At 49.1% G+C, this 24235-nt stretch carries 31 protein-coding genes; 6 read left to right on the top strand and 25 right to left on the bottom strand.

Going from position 1 to position 24235, the window contains the following annotated elements; translation table 11 throughout:
- Positions 1–26: 26 nt before the first annotated feature.
- From folD to spoIIIAA, 16 genes are all read right to left on the bottom strand, one after another.
- Positions 27–878, bottom strand: a complete 852-nt coding sequence (gene folD, locus CB4_RS07965; RefSeq protein ID WP_096464764.1) for a bifunctional methylenetetrahydrofolate dehydrogenase/methenyltetrahydrofolate cyclohydrolase FolD — start codon at positions 876–878, stop codon at positions 27–29.
- Positions 879–974: 96 nt separating this feature from the next.
- On the bottom strand, positions 975–1949 hold the full coding sequence (locus CB4_RS07960; protein WP_096464762.1) for a tRNA (adenosine(37)-N6)-threonylcarbamoyltransferase complex transferase subunit TsaD: 975 nt from the start codon (positions 1947–1949) through the stop codon (positions 975–977).
- Between the two features lie 4 nt (positions 1950–1953).
- Entirely contained in the window at positions 1954–2388 is a 435-nt protein-coding gene (gene nusB / locus CB4_RS07955; protein WP_096464760.1) for a transcription antitermination factor NusB, read from the bottom strand.
- Between the two features lie 133 nt (positions 2389–2521).
- Positions 2522–2746, bottom strand: a complete 225-nt coding sequence (locus tag CB4_RS07950; RefSeq protein WP_096464758.1) for a DUF2273 domain-containing protein — start codon at positions 2744–2746, stop codon at positions 2522–2524.
- A gap of 3 nt (positions 2747–2749) precedes the next feature.
- Positions 2750–3319 (bottom strand): alkaline shock response membrane anchor protein AmaP, encoded by a 570-nt coding sequence (amaP, locus tag CB4_RS07945; RefSeq protein WP_096464756.1) that lies wholly within the window; start codon positions 3317–3319, stop codon positions 2750–2752.
- A 23-nt stretch (positions 3320–3342) separates the two neighbouring features.
- A complete protein-coding gene (locus CB4_RS07940) occupies positions 3343–3747 on the bottom strand; it encodes an Asp23/Gls24 family envelope stress response protein (RefSeq protein ID WP_096464754.1) in 405 nt (134 codons plus the stop codon).
- Positions 3748–3843: 96 nt separating this feature from the next.
- Positions 3844–5199, bottom strand: a complete 1356-nt coding sequence (gene accC / locus CB4_RS07935; protein ID WP_096464752.1) for an acetyl-CoA carboxylase biotin carboxylase subunit — start codon at positions 5197–5199, stop codon at positions 3844–3846.
- A 15-nt stretch (positions 5200–5214) separates the two neighbouring features.
- Positions 5215–5733: an acetyl-CoA carboxylase biotin carboxyl carrier protein gene (gene accB, locus CB4_RS07930; RefSeq protein WP_096464750.1), complete on the bottom strand. Its 519-nt coding sequence runs from the start codon at positions 5731–5733 to the stop codon at positions 5215–5217.
- Between the two features lie 751 nt (positions 5734–6484).
- A complete protein-coding gene (locus tag CB4_RS07925; protein WP_096464748.1) occupies positions 6485–7063 on the bottom strand; it encodes a SpoIIIAH-like family protein in 579 nt (192 codons plus the stop codon).
- Between the two features lie 12 nt (positions 7064–7075).
- Positions 7076–7666 (bottom strand): stage III sporulation protein AG, encoded by a 591-nt coding sequence (gene spoIIIAG, locus CB4_RS07920; protein ID WP_231956194.1) that lies wholly within the window; start codon positions 7664–7666, stop codon positions 7076–7078.
- Positions 7666–8367 carry a stage III sporulation protein AF gene (gene spoIIIAF, locus CB4_RS07915; protein WP_096464745.1) on the bottom strand — a complete coding sequence of 234 codons (702 nt, stop codon included), beginning with the start codon at positions 8365–8367 and terminating at the stop codon, positions 7666–7668. The genes spoIIIAG and spoIIIAF overlap by 1 nt, the downstream gene beginning before the upstream one ends.
- 13 nt (positions 8368–8380) lie before the next feature.
- Entirely contained in the window at positions 8381–9565 is a 1185-nt protein-coding gene (gene spoIIIAE, locus CB4_RS07910) for a stage III sporulation protein AE (protein WP_096464743.1), read from the bottom strand.
- A 15-nt stretch (positions 9566–9580) separates the two neighbouring features.
- Positions 9581–9970 carry a stage III sporulation protein AD gene (gene spoIIIAD, locus CB4_RS07905; RefSeq protein WP_096464741.1) on the bottom strand — a complete coding sequence of 130 codons (390 nt, stop codon included), beginning with the start codon at positions 9968–9970 and terminating at the stop codon, positions 9581–9583.
- 12 nt (positions 9971–9982) lie between these two features.
- Positions 9983–10186 (bottom strand): stage III sporulation protein AC, encoded by a 204-nt coding sequence (gene spoIIIAC, locus CB4_RS07900; protein ID WP_096464739.1) that lies wholly within the window; start codon positions 10184–10186, stop codon positions 9983–9985.
- Between the two features lie 11 nt (positions 10187–10197).
- Complete coding sequence (gene spoIIIAB / locus CB4_RS07895; protein WP_096464737.1) at positions 10198–10719, bottom strand: stage III sporulation protein SpoIIIAB; 522 nt, start codon at positions 10717–10719, stop codon at positions 10198–10200.
- Positions 10713–11666: a stage III sporulation protein AA gene (gene spoIIIAA, locus CB4_RS07890; protein ID WP_373681332.1), complete on the bottom strand. Its 954-nt coding sequence runs from the start codon at positions 11664–11666 to the stop codon at positions 10713–10715. The genes spoIIIAB and spoIIIAA overlap by 7 nt, the downstream gene beginning before the upstream one ends.
- 292 nt (positions 11667–11958) lie before the next feature.
- Here spoIIIAA and CB4_RS07885 point away from each other — a divergent pair, with 292 nt between their 5' ends.
- Positions 11959–12756: a methyl-accepting chemotaxis protein gene (locus CB4_RS07885; RefSeq protein WP_096464733.1), complete on the top strand. Its 798-nt coding sequence runs from the start codon at positions 11959–11961 to the stop codon at positions 12754–12756.
- A gap of 735 nt (positions 12757–13491) precedes the next feature.
- On the opposite strand, the gene efp is transcribed toward CB4_RS07885, so the two are convergent.
- The 4 genes from efp to CB4_RS07865 form a co-directional block, all read right to left on the bottom strand.
- The gene (gene efp / locus CB4_RS07880; RefSeq protein ID WP_096464731.1) at positions 13492–14049 is read right to left on the bottom strand and encodes an elongation factor P; all 558 of its coding nucleotides are present in this window, start codon (positions 14047–14049) and stop codon (positions 13492–13494) included.
- 66 nt (positions 14050–14115) lie between these two features.
- Complete coding sequence (locus CB4_RS07875) at positions 14116–15177, bottom strand: M24 family metallopeptidase (protein ID WP_096464729.1); 1062 nt, start codon at positions 15175–15177, stop codon at positions 14116–14118.
- Complete coding sequence (aroQ, locus tag CB4_RS07870) at positions 15177–15629, bottom strand: type II 3-dehydroquinate dehydratase (RefSeq protein WP_096464727.1); 453 nt, start codon at positions 15627–15629, stop codon at positions 15177–15179. Before aroQ ends, CB4_RS07875 begins: the two co-directional genes overlap by 1 nt.
- A 129-nt stretch (positions 15630–15758) precedes the next feature.
- On the bottom strand, positions 15759–16073 hold the full coding sequence (locus CB4_RS07865; protein WP_096464725.1) for a c-type cytochrome: 315 nt from the start codon (positions 16071–16073) through the stop codon (positions 15759–15761).
- 193 nt (positions 16074–16266) lie between these two features.
- On the opposite strand from CB4_RS07865, the gene CB4_RS07860 reads away from it, so the two are divergent.
- Entirely contained in the window at positions 16267–17157 is an 891-nt protein-coding gene (locus CB4_RS07860) for a DUF1385 domain-containing protein (protein ID WP_096467676.1), read from the top strand.
- 39 nt (positions 17158–17196) lie between these two features.
- Positions 17197–17592, top strand: coding sequence for an SA1362 family protein (locus CB4_RS07855; protein WP_096464723.1), 396 nt, complete (start codon positions 17197–17199; stop codon positions 17590–17592).
- Positions 17593–17599: 7 nt separating this feature from the next.
- Here the strand turns inward: CB4_RS07855 and CB4_RS07850 are convergent, their stop codons facing one another.
- The 3 genes from CB4_RS07850 to CB4_RS07840 form a co-directional block, all read right to left on the bottom strand.
- Positions 17600–18514 (bottom strand): patatin-like phospholipase family protein, encoded by a 915-nt coding sequence (locus CB4_RS07850; protein ID WP_096464721.1) that lies wholly within the window; start codon positions 18512–18514, stop codon positions 17600–17602.
- Between the two features lie 88 nt (positions 18515–18602).
- Positions 18603–19028: a transcriptional regulator MntR gene (gene mntR, locus CB4_RS07845; protein ID WP_096464719.1), complete on the bottom strand. Its 426-nt coding sequence runs from the start codon at positions 19026–19028 to the stop codon at positions 18603–18605.
- Between the two features lie 134 nt (positions 19029–19162).
- Entirely contained in the window at positions 19163–19654 is a 492-nt protein-coding gene (locus tag CB4_RS07840) for a YajQ family cyclic di-GMP-binding protein (protein ID WP_096464717.1), read from the bottom strand.
- Between the two features lie 141 nt (positions 19655–19795).
- Here CB4_RS07840 and CB4_RS07835 point away from each other — a divergent pair, with 141 nt between their 5' ends.
- A complete protein-coding gene (locus CB4_RS07835; RefSeq protein ID WP_096464715.1) occupies positions 19796–20278 on the top strand; it encodes a hypothetical protein in 483 nt (160 codons plus the stop codon).
- Between the two features lie 97 nt (positions 20279–20375).
- Entirely contained in the window at positions 20376–20591 is a 216-nt protein-coding gene (locus CB4_RS21490) for a hypothetical protein (RefSeq protein WP_146226559.1), read from the top strand.
- Positions 20592–21033: 442 nt separating this feature from the next.
- On the opposite strand, the gene CB4_RS07830 is transcribed toward CB4_RS21490, so the two are convergent.
- Together CB4_RS07830 and CB4_RS20885 are read right to left on the bottom strand one after the other, a co-directional pair.
- The gene (locus tag CB4_RS07830; protein ID WP_231956192.1) at positions 21034–22212 is read right to left on the bottom strand and encodes a S1C family serine protease; all 1179 of its coding nucleotides are present in this window, start codon (positions 22210–22212) and stop codon (positions 21034–21036) included.
- Positions 22213–22536: 324 nt separating this feature from the next.
- Positions 22537–22680: a hypothetical protein gene (locus CB4_RS20885; RefSeq protein WP_157737867.1), complete on the bottom strand. Its 144-nt coding sequence runs from the start codon at positions 22678–22680 to the stop codon at positions 22537–22539.
- A gap of 137 nt (positions 22681–22817) precedes the next feature.
- Between CB4_RS20885 and CB4_RS07820 the strand changes: the two genes are divergently transcribed.
- Positions 22818–24200, top strand: coding sequence for a PD40 domain-containing protein (locus tag CB4_RS07820; RefSeq protein WP_157737865.1), 1383 nt, complete (start codon positions 22818–22820; stop codon positions 24198–24200).
- Positions 24201–24235: the final 35 nt, after the last annotated feature.

Here is a 24235-nt window from a genome sequence, read left to right as displayed (position 1 = left end):
GTCCCCTCTTCTACCTGCTTTTATTTCTAGTTCGCCAGACGCTTCGCTGACTCGACTGTATTTTTCAACAGCATCGTAATCGTCATCGGTCCAACGCCGCGTGGCACTGGTGTAATGTAGCTAGCAACTTCTTTCACTTCATCGAATTTCACATCGCCAACCAGCTTGCCTGCTTCATTACGGTTTACACCGACATCGATCACGATTGCGCCGTCCCGTACATGCTCAGGTCCGATCATGCCAGCTCGTCCGACTGCCACGACGAGAATGTCTGCCTGCTTCGTAATGGAAGCCAGATCTTTCGTGCGTGAGTGCGCGATCGTAACCGTCGCATTTTCTTGCAATAATAACATAGAAACCGGCTTTCCTACAATATTGCTTCGGCCTACGACAACCGCATGTTTACCCGCAATTTCCTGACCGGAACGCTTGATGAGTTCAATAACACCATGCGGCGTGCACGGAAGGAAGCATTCGTCACCGATCATCATATTGCCGACATTAATCGGGGTAAAACCATCCACATCTTTGGCTGGACTGATTGTGTCAATGACAGCCTTTTCGGAGATATGTTTTGGCAGCGGGAGTTGAACAAGAATACCATGAATGTTCGGGTTCTCATTAAATCCACGTACCAGATTCAATAACTCTTCTTCTGTAATCGAAGTGTCGCGACGCACGACCTCAGAATAAATGCCGACTTCCTCACAGCCTTTTTCTTTTCCTTTTACATACGAGTGCGAAGCCGGATCATCCCCGACGAGAATAACAGCAAGCCCCGGGTGAATGCCCTGTTCTTTTAACTGTGCGACTTCTTCTTTTAATGCAGCGCGAATATCTGCCGCTACTTCCGTTCCTACAATAACATGTGCTGACATATAAAAAACCTCCTGCCGATTGGTAGTTGATACTCTCAGTATCAGTGTAGCGAATCGGACAGGAGATTGCAAAGATAATCTACGAAAGATATTTAGTTATTTCTTATTATTGTTCGTCTTTTCATACTGCATCAATCCGATGCGTGCCACGCCAAATGCATTGTCTCCCGCATATGCTGGATCAGCAAAATAAAGACGTGCTTTGACAGCCGGATGCTCCAGCCTGCGGCGCAGACGTTCCCGAATATACGTATTCGCCGACACGCCGCCGACAATCATAATATCCTTCGCACAGCCACTCTCCACAGCACGACGCAGCACTTTCTCCAGCGTAGCTGCAATGCACACTTCAGCCGCACGTGCTACAAGCGGTGCTGGGGCTCCCTGCTCAATCGCTCGAAGCAGAGCCGACTCTGGACCAGAGAAGCTAAAGTCGTATGCTTTGACAGAAGACGGAACAGTAAAGACTTCGTCCATCTCGTCAGCCTGCTGTGCCAGCTTCTCCAGATAAGGACCGGCTGGAAATGGGAGACCAAGTGCTACACCGACGCGGTCAATCAACTGGCCAGAATGCAGGTCGTTCGTGCCGCCAAGCAGTTCAATCGCATAGCCCGATTCTGTGCGTGTACAGGCCAGCAACTCGCTTGTGCCACCCGACAGATGAACGGCTAGGAATTGCTCCACTTCAAGCGGACGATCTGCCGTATATTCCCCGGCCGCAATATGTCCCTCCTGATGCGAGGTGCCATACAGCGGAACATGGAAGAAGCTCGCCATCAATTCTGCTGCCAGCTCTCCGGCCAGAAAGACCGGCATATAGCTTCCTTCCGCCGGGCGCGGCGTCCGGCTCACCGCAACGGCGACAACACGCGAACCGTCTACGACCATGCGGCGAGCCAACTCAGGCAAGCGCTTCACATGCTGGAATAACGCCGCGGACTGCTGCAAACCACGCTCTCCCGCTTCAACTGTAAGCAGTTCCTTCTCTTCCGCCACAATCTGTCCTTGCCTATCTACCAGACAGAGCGACGTGCGGTAGTTGCTCGTATCGATACCGAGAACAACATCCATACGACTACTCCTTATGCTCCGCCTGCTCCAGATCACGTGACATGCTGGAGAGCACGCCATTGATGAACTTCGGCGAATCATCTGTTCCGAATACTTTCGCCAGCTCAACCGCTTCATTCAATGTAACACGAACTGGAATATCTTCCCGGTACATCATCTCATAGCCAGCCAGGCGCAAAATCGCCCGGTCTACATTGGCGATTCGTCCAATCGTCCAGCCACGCAAATACTGACTGATCTTGCTATCGATTTCTGTCTGGTGCGCAAATGTGCCCTTCACCAGCTCAGTCAGGAACTCCATATTTTCAGCTGCTTTCTCGTGTACGTCCTCGTCGTCTTCCTCCATCAGATTCACAAGCGCTTCCTGTGCGGTTGCCTCGGTCATATCCATGGAAAATAAAATTTGTACCGCTTTTTCGCGGGATTTACGTCGATTCATGTGCTACCACCTTTAATTTTCCGTATTAACTACTCTAGCCATTTCCTCAGTTTATCAAACTTTCGTTTTAAGTAAAATAGCTAGGCGTATGAAAAAAGCGCCGATCCCCATTGACAGAGATCGACGCTAACGTTTACCGTTTGGTGAATTTGCCGGGCAGAATTCGATCCAGCACTTCACCGATGTCTTCTTCATTGTCAAATTTGCGGCCAATATAATACCCTGTGGCGACAAATACAGAGAATGCAATCGTCTTGAAAAACCCGACGGTCAAAAACAGCAGCCCGAACAAAAGTCCACCTGCGATCCCCAGCGCTTTGCCCCGGTTCTCCAACACTAACTGCCAGAATGCGGCCATGTGTTACTCGACCCGCCGGACGCGTGAGCCAGACCCTGGCTGCGCCACTTCCGAGACGAGCACCGTTACTTCGGTCAGCTCTACACCGGCAATCGTTTCAATACGTTCCTTGACTGCCTGCTGGATTTGCTGGGTCAAATCCGGAATCGGGGTCTCACCGTCCACCGCTACCTTCATATGCACAGCTGTCCCATTCTCATGGGCAGCGATACGTGCCTTTAGATCTCGCACACCTCGAATGCGCCGGGCCGCATGAGTCGCCAGACTCTCAAGCGTCTCTACAGTAATCTGCACATTGCCATATTCGTTCGAACGCTGTACGGAAGGCGCTGTATGCGGGCGAGATGCGCCCCCACGCATACTACCGAATAAAAATTTCAAGCTGATTAAAAAGAAAACCGCCGCCGCTGCGAAATAAATCATGCCCACCTGGGACGATGTGTACATCTCAGCAATCGCTGTCTCAATGTACACAGATGAAATCAGGTTCAGGCCCGCTGCCATAACGAACAGCGAGATTACAACAAGCGCTAAGCTGTACAAAGTTAAGATGAAACGATCAAATAAGTTCACAGTTGTCCTCCTAACCGGTCTAACTACCGAACCCGATGCGCTTCTTCTACCACGACAGCAGCTTTCTTCTCCTGTTTAAGCTGAACGTCCACAATATGTACGTTCACCTGCGCAACGGTAAGCCCGGTCATTTGCTCGATGGATGTACGCACATTTTCCTGCACGCGATGTGCGACATCCGGGATTTGATGGCCGTATTCAACGATCATATACAAATCAATAACGGCTTCCCGTTCTTTTACTTCAACGCGTACACCTCGTCCAGATTTGCGACCAAGCCGCTCTACGAAATCCCCGACAATGCCACTGCTTACTTCCGCTACCCCCGATACTTCCGCGGATGCCATATGCGCAATTACTTCTAATACTTCAGGCGCGATCTCGATTTTTCCGATCTCTGCCTGTGCGAATTCTACATTTGTATCCAAAAAATAGCACCTCCTTCAGATTATGTCTCTCGCCTATTATACCAAAGGAATACGCGATAAGACAATTTACGTCTCTGAAAGAGGTGCTTCGTTCATTTATTTCTCTTCAAGTTTCAAATCGTACATCTCAAGGAACTTCGTATTGAAGTTGCCTTCTACGAACATCTCATGTTCGAGAAGCTTGAGGTGGAACGGGATCGTTGTATGAACACCGTCTACTACCATCTCAGACAGCGCACGCTTCATGCGGGCAATCGCATCATTGCGATCTTTGCCCCAGACGATGATTTTGGCAATCATCGAATCATAAAACGGTGAAATCTGATAGCCCTGGTAAGCAGCACTGTCTACGCGCACACCAAAGCCACCTGGCGGTAAGTATTCCTGGATTTTGCCCGGAGACGGCATGAATTTCTTCGCCGGATTCTCTGCATTGATCCGGCACTCAAGAGCCCAGCCGTTAATCCGAACCTCTTCCTGACTGAAAGAAAGCGGATAATCTGCCGCTACCATGAGTTGTTCTTTAATCAGGTCAATCCCGGTAATCAATTCTGTAACCGGATGCTCTACCTGGATACGTGTGTTCATCTCCATGAAGTAGAAACGGCCATCTTTATCGAGCAGGAATTCGACGGTACCTGCGCCATGGTAGTTAACTGCACGAGCTGCAGCTACTGCGGCACTTCCCATCTGTTCGCGTGTTTCCGGATCAAGCGCCGGAGACGGAGCTTCTTCTACGAGCTTCTGGTGACGACGCTGAATCGAGCAATCGCGCTCGCCTAAGTGACAGACGTTGCCATGCTTGTCCGCAATGACCTGAATCTCGATGTGGCGTGTATCTTCGAGATATTTCTCAAGATAAACACCAGGGTTACCGAATGCATTCTTCGCTTCGCTCTGTGCCTGGCGCACGGAAGCAACAAGTTCTTCCTGAGAACGCGCTACGCGCATCCCTTTACCGCCACCGCCAGCTGTCGCCTTGATGATAACCGGATAACCAGCATCTTCTGCAATGCGGATCGCCTCATCGATGTCTTCAATCAGACCGTCCGTACCTGGTACGATCGGTACACCTGCGTTTTTCATCGTGTCACGGGCTTCATTCTTGTCGCCCATCTTGATAATGGCTTCCGGTTTTGGCCCGATAAATGTGATGTTGCACGCCGCACAAATCTCGGCAAAATCTGCATTCTCAGCAAGGAATCCATAGCCTGGGTGAATCGCATCTACGCCCGCTTTGGTCGCTACGCTCATCAGGTTAGTCATATTCAAATAGCTGTCTTTTGATGGTGTCGGTCCAATACAGTATGCTTCATCTGCAAGACGCACATGAAGGGCCTCACGATCCGCCTCGGAATAAACCGCTACCGTTTGAATTCCTAGTTCGCGACACGCACGAATAACACGAACTGCAATCTCTCCACGATTCGCAATTAATACTTTTTTAAACATGGACGCTACCTCCCACTATTCCGGCTTCACAAGGAAGAGAGGTTGTCCGTACTCAACAAGCTGTCCGTCTTCTACGAGGACTTTTACGATTTCGCCTGATACTTCTGCTTCGATCTCGTTGAACAGCTTCATCGCTTCTACGATGCAGACGATGGAATCATTGCCTACTTTGCTGCCTGCTTGCACGTATGCTGGCGCGCTTGGTTCAGCAGACTTGTAGAATGTTCCGACCATCGGGGATGTGATTTTATGAAGACCTGCTTCGTCAATATCAGCTACCGGAGCCGGTGCTGCCGCTGCTTGTGGAGCTGGTGCTGCCACTGGTGCAGGAGCTGCTTGTGGAGCTGGTGCTGCTACTGGTGCAGGAGCTGCTTGCAGAGCTGGTGCTACTACCGGTTCTGCTGCTACATACGCAACAGCGCTGTTACCTTTCTTAATAGCCAGCTTTACGCCGTCTTCTTCCATCTTAAATTCTGTGATGCTTGTCTGGTCAATCAGCTTGATGATCTCGCGAATTTCATGAACTTTTAACATTGCATGGTCCACTCCTAACTCAATTTTTCTATATTTTTTATATAAAGTGATAGGAAAGTTACAGATGTATTATAACACATTCTCCGCCAGAGTGTTACTAGTATGTACTGAATTATTTATCAATTCATACAGGGAGCTTGTTTGTGTAAACCGAAGGTTTGGTGGGGGATGGTGGAGAAGAGAGGGGCCGTTCGCTGGGTTACGCTTGCAGGGATGTTGAGGCTGGCCACTCCGGGAGCCCGGCGAACTCGCCCGCAAAAGAGGTCCTACGATGTAGGTTCATGGAAGGGTTGCGGGCAAAGGCCCGTTCGCTAGTCTCCCTTCGCTGGGTAGACGCGTAAAGACGCTCTCTTGCCCCTCTCTTCTCCCCCCTCCCAACAAAGTTTGGGTTTACACAAAAACCCTCTTATGTTTTAGGGATTATTCAAAGAAGTCGTTCTTTTTTGCTTGCGTATACATCAAACTGGGGCAGGAGCGGGGCAGGAAGACACAACGGAACGCCTTTACGCGATCACCTAGCGGAAGGTGGCAGGCGAATGGGCCTTTGTCCACAATGCTTCTGTGCTTATACATCGTGGGCTTCTTTTGTGGACAGAGTTCGCCGGACACCTGGAGCGGACAGTCCCAGCATCCCCGCAAGCGTAACCAGGTGACGAGGTGTCTTCCTGTCCCGCTCCCTCACTACAGTTTGAGAGCCTCCGCATCACAAAAAAGCAGCCAGCCCCCTGAGTTGGAAGCTGGCCCCGTACAATTACGGCTTGTAGTTTACCACAATGTTATTCCCCGGAACTTTCATTTGCTGTTTGACAAGGTTGATGATTTCAACGGCTTTATCTTTTTTCAGATTGTCTGTCTGCACAAGCACACGTACCATGTCGTCTTTGGCAATGACTACGACGTCTTTATAGCTGCCGATTGCCTTGACCAGTTCTTCTACCTGATCTTGATTATCCTTACGTGCGGACAGCTCGTCATAATTCTTCTTCGCATCTGCCTTCGCCGCAGGCTTTGTATTGGCATTCGTCATCGCTTCCATGTAACGACCAAGTTCCTGTTCTTGCTGGGCATCCCGCTGCATTTTATAGCCGATGAAATAATCATCCGACGGACTTGCGACCGGAACACCGTCTGTGTGTGGCGTCACTTGCTTCGTGCTGACTTTTATTCCCTTGTCTTTCCCATCACCTGCGGGCAATACTCCCTGATCATTCATCTGCCCTGTCGCCATCGGAACCTGCTGGGTCGGGCCCTGTACGAGATAGTACGCGGACAGAACCACAAGAATCGCAAGCATCGACAACAGCCATACGGTTTGTTTTTTTAACACCATGCTTCAGCCTCCTTATGCCTTTTTCGGCAAAATCGAAATTTTATAGGAAGGCACGCCCAGCGAGCGCTGAACGGCTTCGAGAATCCATGCTTTTACTTGTAGGTTGCCAGCTCCAGTCGCCACAATGACCACACCACGCACTTTTGGCTTGATGGTTTTGGTGACAACAGGTGCATCGCCCGTATTGCTTTTGGCAAGCACGATCTGCTCTTGATTGGTCTCATTCGTAATGTCGCGGGTCGCTCCTTTATCTGCTTCCTTCGTTGTTTGTGTCGAGCTGTTCCTATTTTTCTCGACTACGACTTCTTCTGTCGATTCGAGATTCACCATCACCTCGACCTGACCAACACCATTAATCGTCTGGAGCACTTCTTTGAGCTTGGCTTCGTACTGCTCTTCATACTGCCCCATACTGTTCGATCCCGCTTTTTTACCGGAGAACGCTGGAACGTCGCTGTCGGATGCGGTCGATGTCGGCGTAGCCTTCTGATTCGGCTCAAACTGCATGAATGAATTAGCGAGCATGCTGGCGACACCAAGCGCACCCAGGACGAGAAGCCACTGCAATTTGCCGAATTTTTTCCCGTCTCCTTTATCTGCCACTACGATCCCCCCTCTCTATCGCTTTTCCATTGAACAGCTACCGCATGATCCGGCACGTTCCAGGCAAGTGACAGAGACGACTGAATGTCTTTCTCCATCCGGGTGCGTGTCGCCATAGCTGCCACTGATTCCTTTGCTGGTTTTGTATGCTCCGTCTGTCCGTTCGCCCCGACTTCAATCTGGACGGGCTTGACCGGCTCAACTGGTTTCATGCCTGCACCACTTCCAGAAGCAGCCACCTCAGATCGCTCTGTCTTTTCCGGGCTGACTGTAACCTGGATGCTCTCTATCGGCTGTTCTGCCTTCCCTCCCTCTGGTACAAGCTTGACTGCTACGTTTTCAACTGTGACAGCGTATTGTTTTTCCACCTGTTTTTTGATCAATTCACTCATTTGGGTACGCACATACGTAGCAGCTGTCTCGTCCTGATGCGATGCGAGCTGTTTGGTAAGCGCGTCCACCCTCGACATATCAAGTGCTGTACCAGCTGCTGTATTGCCGCTTAAGCCAGACAATTCAGCGGGCCAGTCTTTCTTGAACAACTCCATTACGGGCGAGAGCATCGTTAGCAGAATGACGAGTCCCATCACAAGCTTGACGTATTTGCTATACGTATTACCGGGCAGAAGCAGATCAAGAAACGTCGCCAGCAGGACAAGAAGAATAATTTTTTTGAGCCACAGTACAAGAAATGCCATCATCGTTCTTCCCTCCTCATCGCATCATCACCGACACATTGGCCGCTGAAATGACGATGGTGATTGCCAGAAAAAACATGAGGCAGACTGTTGCCAGTGCTGCAAATACATACAGCAGATTTTTGCCAATAATTCCGAGACATGCAATGATCGGACTGTTGCCAAGTGGCTGCATCACAGCAGATGACAAATTGTATACAAAAGCGAGAATGAAAATTTTAAACGCCGGAAACGCGGCCAGAAACAGCAGAATGACCACACCTGCGAGGCCAATGCTGTTTTTCACAAGCAATGAGGCGCCGACAACCGTATCGGTTGCATCCGCGAACATCCGACCGACAACCGGGACGAAATTGCCTGCAATGTACTTTGCCGTCCGAAGCGCAACCCCGTCTGCTACGGCGGCTGATGCCCCCTGAAGCGAGAGAACACCAAGAAAGATCGTAAAGAAACTGCCCAGCACCCCAAGGCTTACCGTGCGCAAAATGCCTGCTAGCTTTGTGAGCTGGTATTTCGTTGAAAAGGTGCTCACCAGACTAAGCAGCGCAGATAGAAATAAAAGCGGGAATACGATATTGGCAATGAGTGTACCGCTTGTATTCACCAAAAAAATGACCATCGGATGAAAAAGTGCGGCTGACGCCAGTCCGCCTGTTGACGCGAGAAGTGCCAGTACAAGCGGCATCAGTGCTGTCATGAAGCCCACCATATCACCAATCGCGCCCTGGGCGAATTCGACAGCGAGTCGGAAGCTGCTGATCGCCAGAATGATGAGCACCAGATATGAAATCGCATACGCGACGGTGCTTACTGCGTGCTTCTCAAATGCGTTCTGCATCGTCTCAAGAATCATCGCAAATACCGTAATCAGGAGGATCGCACCGAGCAGCTTACCATTTGCGAGCAATTCATGGAACAAAAAAGCGCCCAGCCCTTTTGCGACCCCTCCAATACTAAGTGCGTTTTCACCCGTTAGCATTTCAAATAGGCTTTTGCTTTGCATCTCGGGCAGATAGCCCCCGTATTTATCAAGCAGCCCCCGCCAAAACACTTCAATGTCTGTTGTATCCAATCGGGCAAGCTGTGTCTGAACGAGCTTGTCTTCGGGTCCGGCCGCCTCTGTTACAGCAGGCAGCCGGATGCAGACAAGCACACATAGTACAATGCCAGCCAACCAGTGCTGCAATCGTTTCTGCTTCATAGAATCCCAACCTTTTTACGAAGGAAGTAGCTGGATAATCGTTTCGATCATGACCGACAGAATCGGAATCGCCAGCACCATGATCAGCACTTTGCCTGCCAGCTCGATTTTAGAGGCAATCGCGCCCTGCCCGGCATCCCGCGTCACTTGTGCTCCGAATTCCGCAATATAGGCAATGCCAATGATTTTGAGTATCGTATCGAGATACACAATGTTGAGATTCGCCTTCATCGCCAGCCCTTCAAGCACATGAATCACATCCGAAATTTTCCCAATCAAGAACAGAAAAATCATGACGCCGGTGAATGTGGCAAGGATAAAGGAAAACATCGGCTTCTGTTCCTTCACGACCAGACTTAAAATGGTAGCGATGATCCCGAGTCCGACGATTTGTAAAATGTCCACCGCCAACCCCTCCTACTGGAACAAGAAAACACGCTTGATTTCCACAAACAGCTTGCTTATGAAAGACGCCACCATGAACAGCACGACGATAAAGCCGATCAGCGTCACCCACTGCGCCCAGTCATCCTTGCCCGATTGTTTAAGCACCGTATGAATCATCGCGACGATAATTCCGATGCCCGCAATCTGAAAAATGGCGTTTACGTCATATCCCATGTCTCCACCTCTCAATAGAGTAAAATGACGAGCAGAAGCCCGCCGAGCACACCAAGACTGCGGTACATCTTCTCATAGCGCCGCTGGTTATCACGCGCCGTCTGCTCCTCATTCTCCAGATTGATCACCGCGAGCTGGATATGCTTACGCTGATCTTCCCGGTCGCTGCGTCCAAGCATAGCACCAAGCTGCAGTGTCACATCTCGCTCCGCATCGTGCATCGCTGTTGCAGACCAGCTCTCCTGTACCGCCTGCCGCCAGCATTCCGCTGTGGAAAGTTCCGGCTCTTCTGCAAGCAGAGAGGCTGCTCGGCGGAATAAGGGACCAGCCGCCTCTCCCCCCACCCGCTGTGCAATTGTGCCAAGTGCTTCTTGCAGTGGGGTCGCTCCATACACAATCTCAGTCTCAAGCAAGGTAAGGGCGGCACGAAGCTGACGAATGTGAGTGGGCCGCTTGGCGATTCGCCTGGCAAGCAGCATTCCGATCAACGTACTGGCCGCGATGATAAGGGCGGCTCCCATCAGCTTCAGCATCGCAACCTCTCCCGGCATTCCGCAAAGGTTCCATCATATACCCCGGCAATCGTGCCGATACGCGGGGTGCGACTGAGCACAAGATAACGCTCAAAAATTCCAGATTGCAGCAAACGTGACAGTACCGGACGACGCATAATGTCTTTCAAATCTTTGCCATGCGCGCTTGTTAACACCGTAATGCCTGCATGAATGGCTTCTTCAAGCGCCAGGGCGTCTTCGGGCCGTCCAATCTCGTCCGTTATAAGCACATCGGGCGCCATGGAACGAATCATCATCATCATGCCTTCTGCTTTCGGACACGCATCAAGAATATCTGTTCGCGGTCCGATATCCTTCTGCGGGATACCAGCGACACATCCAGCAAGCTCCGATCGCTCATCTACAACTGCCACCTTATACGGGCCAATACGAGCAACTCCTGTACTAAGCTGACGGGCCAAATCACGCAAAAGCGTCGTTTTTCCGCACTGCGGCGGGGAGATAATCAGCGTGTTTCGTATGTGACCGCCCGGCGTAATTAGCGGAAGCACCGCATTGGCCGCCCCCTTCTGCTCGCGGGCAATGCGAATATTAAAGCTTGTCACATCCCGGATCAGCTTGACCTTTCCCTGCTCAAGCACAACGCGCCCGGCGAGTCCGACACGGTGCCCGCCCCGAATCGTCACATAGCCACGCCGCATCTCTTCCTCCAGTGTGTACAGCGAATGCTGGCTCAGCCTGGTCAATAACTGCACACCTTCTTCCGCTGTAAACAGCGCTGCTTCTTCGATCCGTGACGTGCGTCCCCCGGTCTGTTTGATGAATGTGAGCGTACCACCCGCTCCATACTCAATCGGTCGGCCAACTCGGAGACGAATTTCCTCAATTTGTTCCTGCTCCCCTTGCGCAAGCGTCTCAAAATATCGACGTACCCGGTCAGGCAAGATCGTGCAAGCATCTGTAATCACCGGCCTCCCCCCCCCTTTGTCCAAATCTACTTATCACATCTTATGGGGAGCCTGGCCGCTTTATGACACGTTTGGACAAACTGGTTATACTATGCTTGCCGGTGTTGTACTTTTTACCCTGCATCGACCAAGCCGTATCCAGAACAAATTCAGATACACCCGTACCGTCCTGTATCCCATCCCTGTAGGGAAACGGGACAAAAAATAAATACTAGAAAAAATTTCAAAATAGGTTGAATCTCTGTTTTTCTCCTCTCATAATGAAGAGAGAAAAGGGGAGGGCGATACCATGCCATCAATTCATGACGTTAAACAGTGGGTACCAATCATCCAGAAGATGATCCGCGCAAAAAACTGGGGAATCGTAGCAGCAGATTTCAATGGAAAGATTTTATCTGTATTCGGAACGCTCAAGCCATTTCAGATAGGGGATACGATCCGACACGACAGCCCAATGTATCGAGCGATTGAACGCCGGAACACAGAGGAGTTCATCATTCCGGAAGATGTATACGGAAAACCGCTACAGGCGTTTGTTATGCCGCTTGATGATGGGATTGTAGGCATACTCGTCGACACATCCATCCAACATACGCTCAAATCTTCTATGGAGAGTGTGTACGGGGTCGTTGAGCATGTCGGTAGTTCAGTAGGGGAGCTTGGTAAGATGTCCCAACGTATGCGGAATAACTTCAATGAGATGGCGGACGAAATCGTGCAGATGAATGAAAGTTTTACATCCATTATGGAAATGAACAAACTGATCTCCTATGTCGCAGATCAAACGCACCTGCTTTCACTTAACGCCGCCATTGAATCAGCTCGCCTTGGAGATGAAGGCCGTGCATTCGGCGTCGTAGCGCAGGAGATGCGGAAGCTTGCGAATCAGACCAATGATTCCGCAGGCCAGATTTTACAACGCATTAAGCATATTCAGAATGAGATGGAGAAGATCAAGCATAAGATCGAGGAAAGTACAGCAGCAAGCGCTCAGCACGAAACAGCCGTTCAGGAAATTGCGGCTTCGATGGAGCAGATGGCATCTTCTGTGGATCACATTAATCAATTTGCTCGTGAAAATTTATAATCAGGTAGGAATGGCTGTCCCTTATGTCGGTGGGGCGGCTTTTTTTATGAACCGATGGCGTGGTGGTGGAAGGGAAGACGAGAGAAGCCGTTCGCTTCATTACGCTTACAGTGATGTCGGTACTGTCCGCTCCGTGAGCCCGGCGAACTCGCCCGCAAAAAAATCCCTCGATGTATTTTTCATGGAAGCATTGCGGGCAAGAGCCCGTTCGCCGTTCTCCCTCCGCTAGGGTGTCGCGTAAAAGCACTCTCTTGCTTCTCTCGTCCTCCCTCCCAACAACGCTTTGGTTTTTAAAAAAGCCTGCTCGACGTAAGAATGGAGTTATTCAACACGTAATAGTTTTCCGAAAGATCCGCTTTTTTAACTGCATAGCAACGCTCCATAAAGCTTTTGCTTGAATGGTCTATCCAAACTGTGTTAGGAGTGGAGAAGGCAGGCGCTATGGAACACCTTTACGCGAATACCCAGCGGAAGGGGGCAGACGAACGGGCCTTTGCCCACAATACTTCTGTGAATAAGCATCTCCTCTTCTCGTTTGTGGGCGAGTTCGTCTGGCACCTGGAGCGGACAGTTCTTACTTCCCCGTAAGCGTAACCAAGTGACAAGGCGCCTGCCTTCTCCGCTCCTCCACTACACTTTTGGGGAGAACCACATCCAATACGCAAAAAAGAGGCTAGCCTCACCCGCCATAGTATGACGTGTAAGACAGCCTCTTTTAAAGCCAGCGCACTATTCTTATGCGCGGGATACGTATGCTTCGTTACGTGTATCGATGATCAACTTTTCACCCACGTTAATGAAGAATGGAACTTGAACAACGAGTCCTGTTTCCATTTTTGCCGGTTTTGTACCACCGGATTGTGTGTCGCCTTTGATGCCTGGTTCTGTTTCTGCTACTTCGAGCTGAACAGAGTTTGGCACCTGTACGCCAAGAATTTCGCCCTGGAACATTACGATGCTTACGGTCATGTTCTCAAGCAGGAACTTAAGCTCATGCTCAATCTGAGCAGTCGGCAGGCTCAGCTGGTCGTATGTTTCTGTATCCATGAATACATGCTCATCGCCAGACGCATACAGGTATTGCATTTCTTTTGTTTCGATCAGAGCACGGGATACTTTTTCACCCGCACGGAATGTTGTTTCTTTAATGGAACCGTTGCGCAGATTGCGCAGTTTTGTGCGGACGAATGCCGCGCCTTTTCCCGGTTTTACGTGTTGGAATTCGATTACGGAATAGATGGCTCCGTCATACTCTATCGTAATACCCGGACGCAGATCGTTAACTGAAATCATGAATAAACCTCCTACAAACGTGTGCTTCATGTATTTTAACTTTCAAATTATAACATAAAACCTGCCCTAAAGAACAAGCAATTCCTTCGGAGAATTTGTCAGAAGGTCGCAGCCACTCTCTGTAAGAACGACATCATCCTCGATTCGCACCCCGCCGACACCCTCCAGATAAATCCCTGGCTCGACTGTTACGACCATTCCTCGGCGCAACACAGCATCATTGCGGAAGGACAGACCTGGCGCCTCGTGAATCTCAAGTCCAATGCCATGTCCCGTACTATGCCCGAACTGCGGTCCGTATCCAGCGGCAGCAATGATGTCACGTGTCAGCGCATCCGCTTCCTTCCCGGTCATCCCGGCCTTTACATGTGCTACGCCGTGAAGCTGTGCCCGCAGGACAATTTCATAAATCTCGCGCAGCTTCTCACCCGGTTCCCCGACTGCAATCGTGCGAGTAATATCCGAGCAATATCCGTTGTAGTATGCCCCAAAATCAAGCGTAACCATGTCACCTGTCTCGATTGTTTTATTAGATGCCACGCCGTGCGGGAGCGCGGACCGCACACCGGATGCGACGATCGTATCGAAGGAGGAAGACGTCGCCCCCTGTCTGCGCATGAAAAACTCCAGCTCATTGGACACCTCAAGCTCTGTGCGTCCCGGCTTAATAAAATCAAGAATATGTGTAAACGCCCGATCAGCAATGGTAGCCGCTTCCTGAATGATCGCAATCTCGTTCGCGGTCTTAATCAGGCGCATCTCCTCAACGATGCCCGATACCGGCACAAGCTCTACATTTGTAAACAAAGCTTGCAATTTTTCATACAACGAATAAGAAACATCATCTTTCTCAAACCCGAGCCTTTTTACCCTATACCTGGCCGCCCGCTCTGCAGCAGTCGCCATCATATCCGCTTCATGACGTACAACGCTAAAGCCACTTGCTTTCGTCTGCTCGGTTGCCTGCTCTACATATCGAAAATCTGTCAGAAGCTCACACACCGAAGTTGTCAGCAAGCAGCAGCCTGATGTGCCCGTGAAGCCGGATACGTAGCGACGATTGTACGCATTCGTTACGAGCAGAGCATCAAGCCCTCTTGCCTGCAATTGTTCTGAGATGCGGTTCATCACGCCTCTCCTCCTTGTGTTGAGATATGCCGCACAATCGCCCGCAGCGCCAGCTCATAACCGTATGTGCCAAGCCCGCAGATTTGCCCGACAGCAATGGCTGCCAGCACTGAATGATGGCGGAACGACTCCCTGGCATGAATGTTAGAAATATGAACTTCAACAAATGGAATATTCACACTCGCAAATGCATCCCGCAGTGCATAACTATAATGTGTAAAGGCTCCCGGATTGATTACAATACCTTCACACTGCTCAAACGCTTCATGCAGGCGGTCAATCAGTGCTCCCTCATGATTAGATTGAAAAAAAGCAAGCTCTACTCCCAGCTCGGCTGCTATCTTCTCAAGCTTCGCTTCAATATCAGCCAGCGTTTCATATCCGTATACAGACGGCTCACGTCTGCCAAGCATATTTAAGTTCGGGCCATTCAACACAAGAATACGTGGCATGTGCGTTTCCTCCTTATTTTTCCGTTTTGTTTCTCTCTCTGTTATTGTATCATAACCATTCAGAAAACAAAGAAAAAGCACCCTTCACATGCAGGATGCTTTTCTATTTCGACTATGTATCGTACGTACTTATTTTTGCTTGGCAAGATACGATGCCACTACCTCAAGCTCCTCCGGTTTAACCAGGCCACCCGGCATGCCGTTCCGTCCTTTTTGCAACACTTCTTTAATCTGCTCCTTGCTCAAACGGCTGCCTACCGTAGTCAGATCTGGATTTGGGCCGGTGCCTTTCAATTCCGCGCCGTGACACATCACACATCGCGACTGAAGCGCAGCTTTTACCTCATCATCGCTTGATATTGGCTTTTTTGCTGTCTGACCGCCGCACGCGGTCATACCGAGTGCAAGCATGAGCAGAACACCTGCTGTTGCCATTTTTTTCATTAATTTCACCTCCGTGCTTCCAATTTTCCCACCTCCTCTCCCCCTTTTCAAGATGCAATGCACAAAGTTACATCATGCTGACTTTTTTGCTAGAATCTCTTTCCCCAATCCGCTACAATAAGGAATAAGGAAGGTGTTTAACTTGTCAAAACAATTACCCGCTTACGGAGGTCAGGCTGTTGTCGAAGGCGTAATGTTCGGCGGACACCGTTATACGGTGACGGCCATTCGTCGCAAAGATGATACGATTGAATATTTGGAGGAGCCTAAGAAGGAAGAAGCCTGGGCTAGACCGTTCAAACGCATTCCGTTCATTCGAGGTATTGTCTCCCTTATTTCCGCAAGTGCTAACGGATCAAGACACTTGAATTTTTCAACCGATCGCTACGATACCGAACCAGGAGAAGAAACAGCGGCTGAGGATACCCCATCCAAACTTACGATGATCCTTGGCGTTGCCGTCATCGGTGTCCTGTCTTTTCTATTCGGCAAATTGATTTTCACCGTGGTTCCCGCGATTCTTGCAGATGTGCTATTCAAGCACTGGGTTACCAATAATATTTTGCAAAATCTCATTGAAGGCGGCATCAAGCTTATACTTCTTTTTACTTACATCGCGCTCATTGCACGCACCCCAATGATCAAGCGCCTGTTTCAGTACCATGGTGCTGAACATAAAGTGATTAATGCGTATGAAGCAGGGGTAGAATTAACAGTAAAGAATGTACAGCAGTTTTCTACGCTTCACTATCGTTGCGGGAGTAGTTTTTTGATTTTCACCGTTCTCACCGGCGTAGTCATCTACTCTTTCTTCCACTACGATTCGCTCTGGGAGCGCGTGTATCAGCGCATCCTGCTTCTACCGGTCGTCATCGGTGTTTCCTACGAAACACTTCAGGCTACCAATAAGGTGCGCGACATTCCGTTACTCCGCTTTCTCGGATATCCGGGGTTGTGGTTACAGAAGCTGACAACACGCGAACCGGATGATGCACAGGTAGAAGTAGCACTTGCTTCTTTCAAACGCATGCGCGAGCTAGAAGAAGGAAACACTGCAAGTACAACTGTTTCCGTTCATTCGTAACCGTTTTGTGTTTACCATCTTTCGGAATGGGGTGTTAAGATGGCACGAAAGTTTTCCTTGTTCTCAGTTGCACTTCTTGCCCTGGTCGGAGTGGGTTTTGCCAGTGAGCTGTATAACAATCCAGCAGGCTTAATTCGCTCCATTCTAATTACGGTCGCCATTGCAGGTGTCCTGTATTTTCTGTTCACACGCTTCATGGCTTCGCGCGGAGCTGGTATGTCCAGCAGCACGGACAAAGGCTACGAGCGGGCGCTGCGCCAGCAGAAACAGCGCAACAAAAAAAGCCTGCAGCAGTCAGTAAGCTCTGAATCTGCCGGCTCAAGTAACAAACTCAAAAAAACGAACCGTCTGAAATCACTGACTCGCCGCGATCATCCGTTCAAAGTGATCGAAGGCAAAAAAAACAAATCAGGCAATCGATCCAAAACCTCTTGAGACATACTCAAGAGGTTTTTTCTTTTTTGATCTGACGACGAAGCCCAGGCATCCGAGTCATGAAGCGCTTCGCCGCTTCTACACCGGATTCATACAGCCACGTCTGTTCCTCTTTGGACAGATCAAACTGGGTCGATGCAATGCTGTTCGTCGGAATGAACACGGTTCGCGCCGCATGCTGTTGCTCAACATAGCGCTGATCATGCGCCTGAATCATCGTGCGGAGGATCGCATGTATATAACTGCGCAAGTTGTCAATCGGATAGGGCTTCACTTTTGAATCAGCGTGCAGACGAAAGCCAATCGTCGGATACGGATTCGCTTCATCATCTCCAAAAATCCAGAGCGGAAAATTACTCAAAATGCCGCCATCAACCACATAAACCGGCATCAACCTGTCATACACAATGACCGGCTCAAAATAAATCGGGATGCTCGCGCTCATTCGGACTGCCAGCGGAATCGGAAGTTCATCTGGCTTGTAGCCAATCCGGTGCGCATCATCCGGCAGCACTAACAATTTCGCATCCGTAATATCAGAGACAATAACTTTCAGCTTGCCTTCCGGCAAATCTCCGAACGTGTAAATCCCCTGCTTTGCCAGCACCTCCTGCATCCAATTTTGCAAATAGTCCGCTGAGTACATCCCTTTTTTCACACACAAATTCAGCCATGTTCCAACGACCGGAATGCGAGCTAGCCCCTGCTTCTGTTGAAGCGCTCGATAGTCAAAGGACTGCATCAATTTCGCAAGCTCAGGCGCACGATACCCGGCCGCAATCAGACTGGCAATAATCGAACCCGCCGACGTTCCCGCCACCCGGCAAAACGTGTAGCCGCATCGTTCGAATTCCGTAACAGCCCCTACAAATGCAATCCCTTTGACTCCACCACCTTCAAATACGGCGTCAATTTTGACCATATTGCTCCCCTCCTCTACTGCTACAATGTACTCACCCCCCGCTTTTTTCAGAATAAAAAAAGACGGGGTCAAAAGCCCGTCTCGTCTGCTATTCGTTCACTTCTCCTGTTTCTCGCAGGCGGATCAACTCCGCTGCTCGCTCAGGATTTTGTTGCAAATATTGAACTAGATATTCAATACACGTAATCGAATCCCAGCTTAGATGATGCTCAATTCCCTCTACATCATTATAAATGACGTCTTCCGACACCCCAATTACCCGCAGGAAGTCTTCGAGCAGTGCATGCCGATCAACCAGACGCTTGCCCATCTTTTTGCCTTTGCTGGTCAGCACCAGTCCCCGGTATTTCTCATATATGAGATACTCGCTTTTATCGAGCTTCTGTACCATCTTCGTAACAGATGATGGATGAACATTCAGCGCTTCCGCAATATCAGAGACGCGTGCATATCCTTTTCCTTCAATCAGTGTATAAATCCGTTCCAAATAGTCTTCCATACTCGGAGTTGCCATGCATATCCCCCATCCTTCATACGAACTCCCCGTTCCTCTCTGGTCCGCTGTCTCATTTATGATAACGCACTATGAAAAAGTGATGCAACATAATCAAGAAAAAACCCTGACAGAAACGCCAGGGCATACCGTGTTTAGCGGAAGTTAAGAAACTGTAGATCAAGCGGGAGATCAGCGCCTTTGAGAAGCGCGATGATTTGCTGAAGATCGTCACGGCTTTTGCCAGTAACTCGAATCTGGTCGTCTTGAATCTGGCTTTTGACCTTCAGCTTACTGTCTTTAATCAGCTTATTGATTTTCTTGGCGTTATCCGCATCAATTCCTTGTGCGATTTTGCCGCGCTGGCGGACCGTTCCACCGCTCGCCTGCTCAATTTTACCGAAATCAATGCTGCGCAAAGAGATGTCTCGCTTAATAAGCTTGCCGCTTAACACATCCTTCACCTGCTCCAGTTTGTACTCGTCGTCAGATACGAGGACAAGCTCTTCTTTCTCAAGCGAAATGGAGCTTTTGCTGCCCTTAAAGTCATAACGCTGAGCAATTTCTTTCGTTGCCTGCGTGATCGCATTCGTTACTTCAGACAGTTCTACTTTCGATACAATATCAAATGAATTATCTTTACTCATTCTTTTCCTCCTTATGTATCATCCGGTTTTATCTTCTATCGTACCAGATTTTACACGAAAAAGAAAAGAACAAGCCCAAATTCCGATCATTCAACCCCCGCCTACATAGGATAGGGTGAACATTGATAAGGAGGCGATTGGATGTATCAATCCTATTATCCGTACACATACGGCTATGCTGCTTATCCTTCCTATGCAGGATGGGAATACCCGTATGGTGAACGAGCGTATAGCGAGTCTGAAGAGGAAGATCGCAATACGCAAGACGTAACACGAGTTATGAATATTTTACACACCCACTACGGGCATTTGTATCAAGAGCTGACACGGCTTGGCATGGACTATCGGCTCGTCAATTATTTATTCCGTTCGATTGTCGTGTTTGTTGATGAGACGTATGATCGATACACAGGTACGATCGATCAAAAAATTACGCAGGCCGAACGCGCTCTGCGACGCCAGCGCGCCTGGATTTTTGACATTATGAGTCTGTATGCAGTATCTCCTGCCACACAGGCGCGTGTGCTGGATACGATACTACGTGTATCATTCCAGTTTCTCCGTCCAGCACCAGGGCCGGGGCATGGACCAGGGCATCCGGGACCCGGACCGATGCCAAGATAAGAAATAAGCTGAACGATTGCAAGGGAGGCTGTCTCGAAAGCCAGAACATGGCGACTGAGACAGCCTCTTTTTTCTTGGTACAGACTTTCTCCAAAGTGTGGTGGAGAAGCGGGATTGGGCGGGACCTCGTCACTTCGGTACGCTCGCTACGAAGTGGGGGCTGTCCGCTCAAGGTGCCAGACGAACTCGCCCACAAAACATGCCCATGATGTATTTGCATCGAAGCATTGTGGGCAAAAGCCCGTTCGCCCGTCCCCTTCCGCTGGGGAGTCACGTACAGGCGTTCCGTTGCCCCGCCCGATCCCGCTCCTAGCACGCTTTGGTTAAACACCATCAAGCAATATCAAGAAGCTGAGCTTTGTTACACATCTGTAAAATAAAGTAAATATTTTTTCGAAAAGCCAGTCGCAATCCACACAAATCCATACTGGCGGCGAGAGTATTTTTGTAAGCCGAAACGTTGTGCGGGGAGTGGGAGAAGGGATGAGCAAGAGAATGCCTTTACGCGCCTACTCAGCTCCGGGAGAACGGCGAACGAGCCTTTGTCCGCAATCCTTCAGTGAATCAACATCTTAGGATTTTCTTTGCGGGCACGTTCGCCGGGCTCCCGGAGCGGACAGTATAAGCTTCCCCGCAAGCGTACCGAAGCGAACGGCTCCTCCCTTCTTCCACTCCCTCACCACCACACGTTGTCGATACCACGAAAAAAAGCTGCCCTTTCGCCATGTTCTGGCTTGAGACAGCCTCTTCTCCTTCTATTTCTCAGCCAGGAGAACGTCAATGGTTTTCAGCACACCCTGCCGTGATACCTGAAGCTGGATTTTTGCCCCTGCTTTGAAACTGCTGATTTTCTCAGAAAAACTTTGACTATCCGTTATTTTTTGTTTATCGACTTCCACAATAATATCACCTTGTTTGAGCCCTGCTTTTTCAGCCGGACTTCCCGACACGACCTGAGCAATAACCGCACCTTCTTCATTGTCCACTCCTGCATAGGCAGCAAGTTCCGGAGTCATGTCTTCAATGGACACACCAACCCACGGACGGGATACTTTGCCCTTTTTGATCAAATCAGTAAGAACTTCTTGTACGGTGTTGATCGGAATCGCAAATCCAAGTCCCTGGCCCTCCGCGTTAATCGCGGTATTAATCCCAATTACTTCGCCCTTCAGATTCAGAAGCGGTCCACCGCTATTACCTGGATTAATAGAGGCATCCGTCTGCAATAAGTTTTTAAAATTTTGCGTTCCGATTGTCAGCGGTCTGCCTTTTGCGCTAATAACTCCTGCTGTTACCGTATGATCGAGACCAAAAGGATTGCCGATGGCAACTGCCCCGTCACCTGCCTGGATGGCATCCGAATCTCCCATCGCCACAACCGGTAAATCTTTGCCCGCATCAATTTTTAAGAGCGCGACATCGAGCGCTTCATCTGTTCCGACGATTTTGGCTTCTTTTGTCGTCGTTTCTCCTTGCAGCCTAACATTAATCGAATCGGCTCCTTCAATTACGTGATTGTTGGTTAATATATATCCATCTTTGGAGATGATAAAACCAGAGCCAAGCCCCTGTTCAGTTTGCTCTTGTTGTGAATATGGAGTCGCACTGAAATTTCGGTTAAATCTTCTGTTATTTGATGATTCAATGTTACGCGTTGATTTTGTTTCAATGGCAACAACGGCCGGACCGACTTTTTTGACTACGCTTGTAATTGAATTATCGCTTGTGCCCGCAATCGTTGGCGTAGCTACAACCGGAGTCGTCTGACTTGTAGCCGAAGCTTTCAATGTATCATCTACAGTCTGATTGGTAGAAAGATAACCTGCATTCTTTAGCCCCAACCAGAAGCCAGCCAGCACAAGGAGAACAGCAATCCCTCCTGCGACAATGGCATGCTTTAGTTTAATTGGATAGTCTGTGAGATTTTTAAACATCAGGATCCCCCCATTCGTTTCTTCTCTCCAAGCATTCGGTTGATAGCCATTATGATAGCGAAAGAATGCGGAAAGAATGTCGGGGAATTGAGGGAAATTGTAAAAATAGGAGACCATCATACTGTTTGTTTGGATGGTTTGTGGAATCGAGCAACTTTGGTGGTGGGAGGAAGAGAAGAGAGAAGCCGTTCGCTTCGGTACGCTTTACGGGGAAGTGTAGACTGTCCGCTTCAGGAGCCCGCCGAACGTGTCCGCAAAAGAGGACCCACGATGTTTTTTCATGGAAGGGTTGCGGACAAGATCCCGTTCGTCGGTCTCCTTCCGCTAGGGAAGTCGCGTACAGGCGCTCTCTTGCTTCTCTCTTCTCTCCTCCCAAGCAAAATTTGGATTCAAAAAACCAAACAGTACCTGCATATCCGCTTTCGTTTCTTCGCGGAATTCTTTTACTTCGTTTTCTAATGAACCCATCCGTTTCTCTACTTTATCCCGACAATTGTTGATGCCACGTACTTCTTCATTTATGCCTTACATTTTTTTGCAACTCGAAGGAAAGAATTTGCGTCTATGAAATATATGGAAACAAAAAAAGAGAGGATGCTATGACTGTGCGCCATTTTCGCATTTTCCTGTTGTTTATTTTGTCTGTGCTATATGTACTCCCTTCCTCTTCTGCCTCGGCGGCGTCTGCAAGTAAGCCGATTCGGGTCTACAAGGAAGCGTTCCCGGCTAAAATTGTGTTTCTACATGACCATCATCTCTGGTTTATCAATGGGAATCAAGCAGGAGCTGCACCCGCTCAACTCACCAAAAACGGATTTGCTCAAATTGTTGGCTGGTCCCCTTCAGGAAAGTGGCTGGCGTATTTATTTAGTGAGAAAGAAGACTATGAAAACGTAAAAGAGTTATGGGTCGTAAACCCAAAAACAAACAAATCATACCTCATTGAAAAACGAGTTAATGTAATTGATGCCCACCGTTCCGAGCTCCCGGCGTGGTCCACTACAAGCGATACGCTCGCCTACATGACCTCTTATCGCGGACAGAAAAACATGGAGAAAGCCAGTGAAGATCGCATCTCGCTAAAAATCGCAACGATGGAACAGGAAAGATCCGTAATAAGTCCAGTACTGATCGAGAAAGAGAATATGGAGGATTTTGCGTGGACACCAGATGGGAAAAGTTTGACTGTATCGTATGCACGAACAGAAAACAATCCGATGAAGGTAGAAAATGTGGCATTGGATGGGGAGAGTACGCTGTTATTCAGTATCCCTAAGGAGGAAGTGCCAGGAATCGAAGGGATGGAACAAAGATCTGTCGTTGGTATGAAGTGGTCACCAGATGGTCGCTATCTCGCCTATTTCTTACATCCCAACTCCGGTTCTACCTCTGCCGATCTCAATACGATTGAGGTGATCAACATGCAGACGAAAAAACGAATTCGCCTTGGTTCAGGGTTAAAGTATGCAGAATGGTTCGCATGGTCACCGGATAGCATGAAACTAGCTTACATTGACGGCGAGGGAAGAGAAGCCACCGAGAATAAACGACTGTATTTGTTTGACGTGAAGGCAGAGGAAACCATTGTTCATGCGGATCAAAAAGGACAGGCAGATACACACCCTGTATGGACAACAGAAGCTTCATCCAAATTGTTGTTTACACGCGGCCCAGCGAGTGATCTTTTTGGTAAAAAAGATTGGAGTCCACTTCAAAACCGGCGTATTTGGATCAGAACACAGGACGGACAGGAAAAAGCGTTTACATCTGCTTCGACTCGTACGAGCGATTATAATGCTGTCTCACAAGTGAACGGAAAAGGAGTCATATTTTTGCGCGTGACACTAGATAAACAACCGTTCGGTTCCGTGTATTATCAATCTTTTACGGCTTCTAAACCTGTAGAGTGGGTGCGAGGAGTGGACTGTGAAATTGGTTATTACGGGAGTTTTCTGCCCGCATCTTTTGCGGTTTATCAAGGAAAATAAAGTATATTATGGTATAATTATAGAAGGAAATAAAG

The sequence above is a fragment of the Aneurinibacillus soli genome (genome assembly GCF_002355375.1).
Lineage (GTDB): Bacteria > Bacillota > Bacilli > Aneurinibacillales > Aneurinibacillaceae > Aneurinibacillus > Aneurinibacillus soli.
The sequence above is the reverse complement of the archived record's forward strand: the minus strand, read 5'-3'. Positions and strand labels throughout refer to the sequence as shown.

Bases quoted from the DNA above. Each gene is read 5' to 3' on its own strand.
- CB4_RS07865 (WP_096464725.1), bottom strand. From the start codon at position 16,073: ATGAAAAAAATGGCAACAGCAGGTGTTCTGCTCATGCTTGCACTCGGT.
- folD (WP_096464764.1), bottom strand. From the start codon at position 878: ATGTCAGCACATGTTATTGTAGGAACGGAAGTAGCGGCAGATATTCGC.
- CB4_RS07835 (WP_096464715.1), top strand. From the start codon at position 19,796: ATGTATCAATCCTATTATCCGTACACATACGGCTATGCTGCTTATCCT.
- CB4_RS07855 (WP_096464723.1), top strand. From the start codon at position 17,197: ATGGCACGAAAGTTTTCCTTGTTCTCAGTTGCACTTCTTGCCCTGGTC.
- aroQ (WP_096464727.1), bottom strand. From the start codon at position 15,629: ATGCCACGTATTCTTGTGTTGAATGGCCCGAACTTAAATATGCTTGGC.
- CB4_RS07960 (WP_096464762.1), bottom strand. From the start codon at position 1,949: ATGGATGTTGTTCTCGGTATCGATACGAGCAACTACCGCACGTCGCTC.
- CB4_RS07850 (WP_096464721.1), bottom strand. From the start codon at position 18,514: ATGGTCAAAATTGACGCCGTATTTGAAGGTGGTGGAGTCAAAGGGATT.
- CB4_RS07860 (WP_096467676.1), top strand. From the start codon at position 16,267: ATGTTCGGCGGACACCGTTATACGGTGACGGCCATTCGTCGCAAAGAT.
- mntR (WP_096464719.1), bottom strand. From the start codon at position 19,028: ATGGCAACTCCGAGTATGGAAGACTATTTGGAACGGATTTATACACTG.
- CB4_RS07830 (WP_231956192.1), bottom strand. From the start codon at position 22,212: ATGTTTAAAAATCTCACAGACTATCCAATTAAACTAAAGCATGCCATT.
- accB (WP_096464750.1), bottom strand. From the start codon at position 5,733: ATGTTAAAAGTTCATGAAATTCGCGAGATCATCAAGCTGATTGACCAG.
- CB4_RS20885 (WP_157737867.1), bottom strand. From the start codon at position 22,680: ATGGGTTCATTAGAAAACGAAGTAAAAGAATTCCGCGAAGAAACGAAA.
- CB4_RS07885 (WP_096464733.1), top strand. From the start codon at position 11,959: ATGCCATCAATTCATGACGTTAAACAGTGGGTACCAATCATCCAGAAG.
- CB4_RS07875 (WP_096464729.1), bottom strand. From the start codon at position 15,177: ATGAACCGCATCTCAGAACAATTGCAGGCAAGAGGGCTTGATGCTCTG.
- CB4_RS07840 (WP_096464717.1), bottom strand. From the start codon at position 19,654: ATGAGTAAAGATAATTCATTTGATATTGTATCGAAAGTAGAACTGTCT.
- spoIIIAE (WP_096464743.1), bottom strand. From the start codon at position 9,565: ATGAAGCAGAAACGATTGCAGCACTGGTTGGCTGGCATTGTACTATGT.
- accC (WP_096464752.1), bottom strand. From the start codon at position 5,199: ATGTTTAAAAAAGTATTAATTGCGAATCGTGGAGAGATTGCAGTTCGT.
- spoIIIAC (WP_096464739.1), bottom strand. From the start codon at position 10,186: ATGGGATATGACGTAAACGCCATTTTTCAGATTGCGGGCATCGGAATT.
- CB4_RS07950 (WP_096464758.1), bottom strand. From the start codon at position 2,746: ATGGCCGCATTCTGGCAGTTAGTGTTGGAGAACCGGGGCAAAGCGCTG.
- nusB (WP_096464760.1), bottom strand. From the start codon at position 2,388: ATGAATCGACGTAAATCCCGCGAAAAAGCGGTACAAATTTTATTTTCC.
- efp (WP_096464731.1), bottom strand. From the start codon at position 14,049: ATGATTTCAGTTAACGATCTGCGTCCGGGTATTACGATAGAGTATGAC.
- CB4_RS07925 (WP_096464748.1), bottom strand. From the start codon at position 7,063: ATGGTGTTAAAAAAACAAACCGTATGGCTGTTGTCGATGCTTGCGATT.
- spoIIIAF (WP_096464745.1), bottom strand. From the start codon at position 8,367: ATGATGGCATTTCTTGTACTGTGGCTCAAAAAAATTATTCTTCTTGTC.
- spoIIIAB (WP_096464737.1), bottom strand. From the start codon at position 10,719: ATGCTGAAGCTGATGGGAGCCGCCCTTATCATCGCGGCCAGTACGTTG.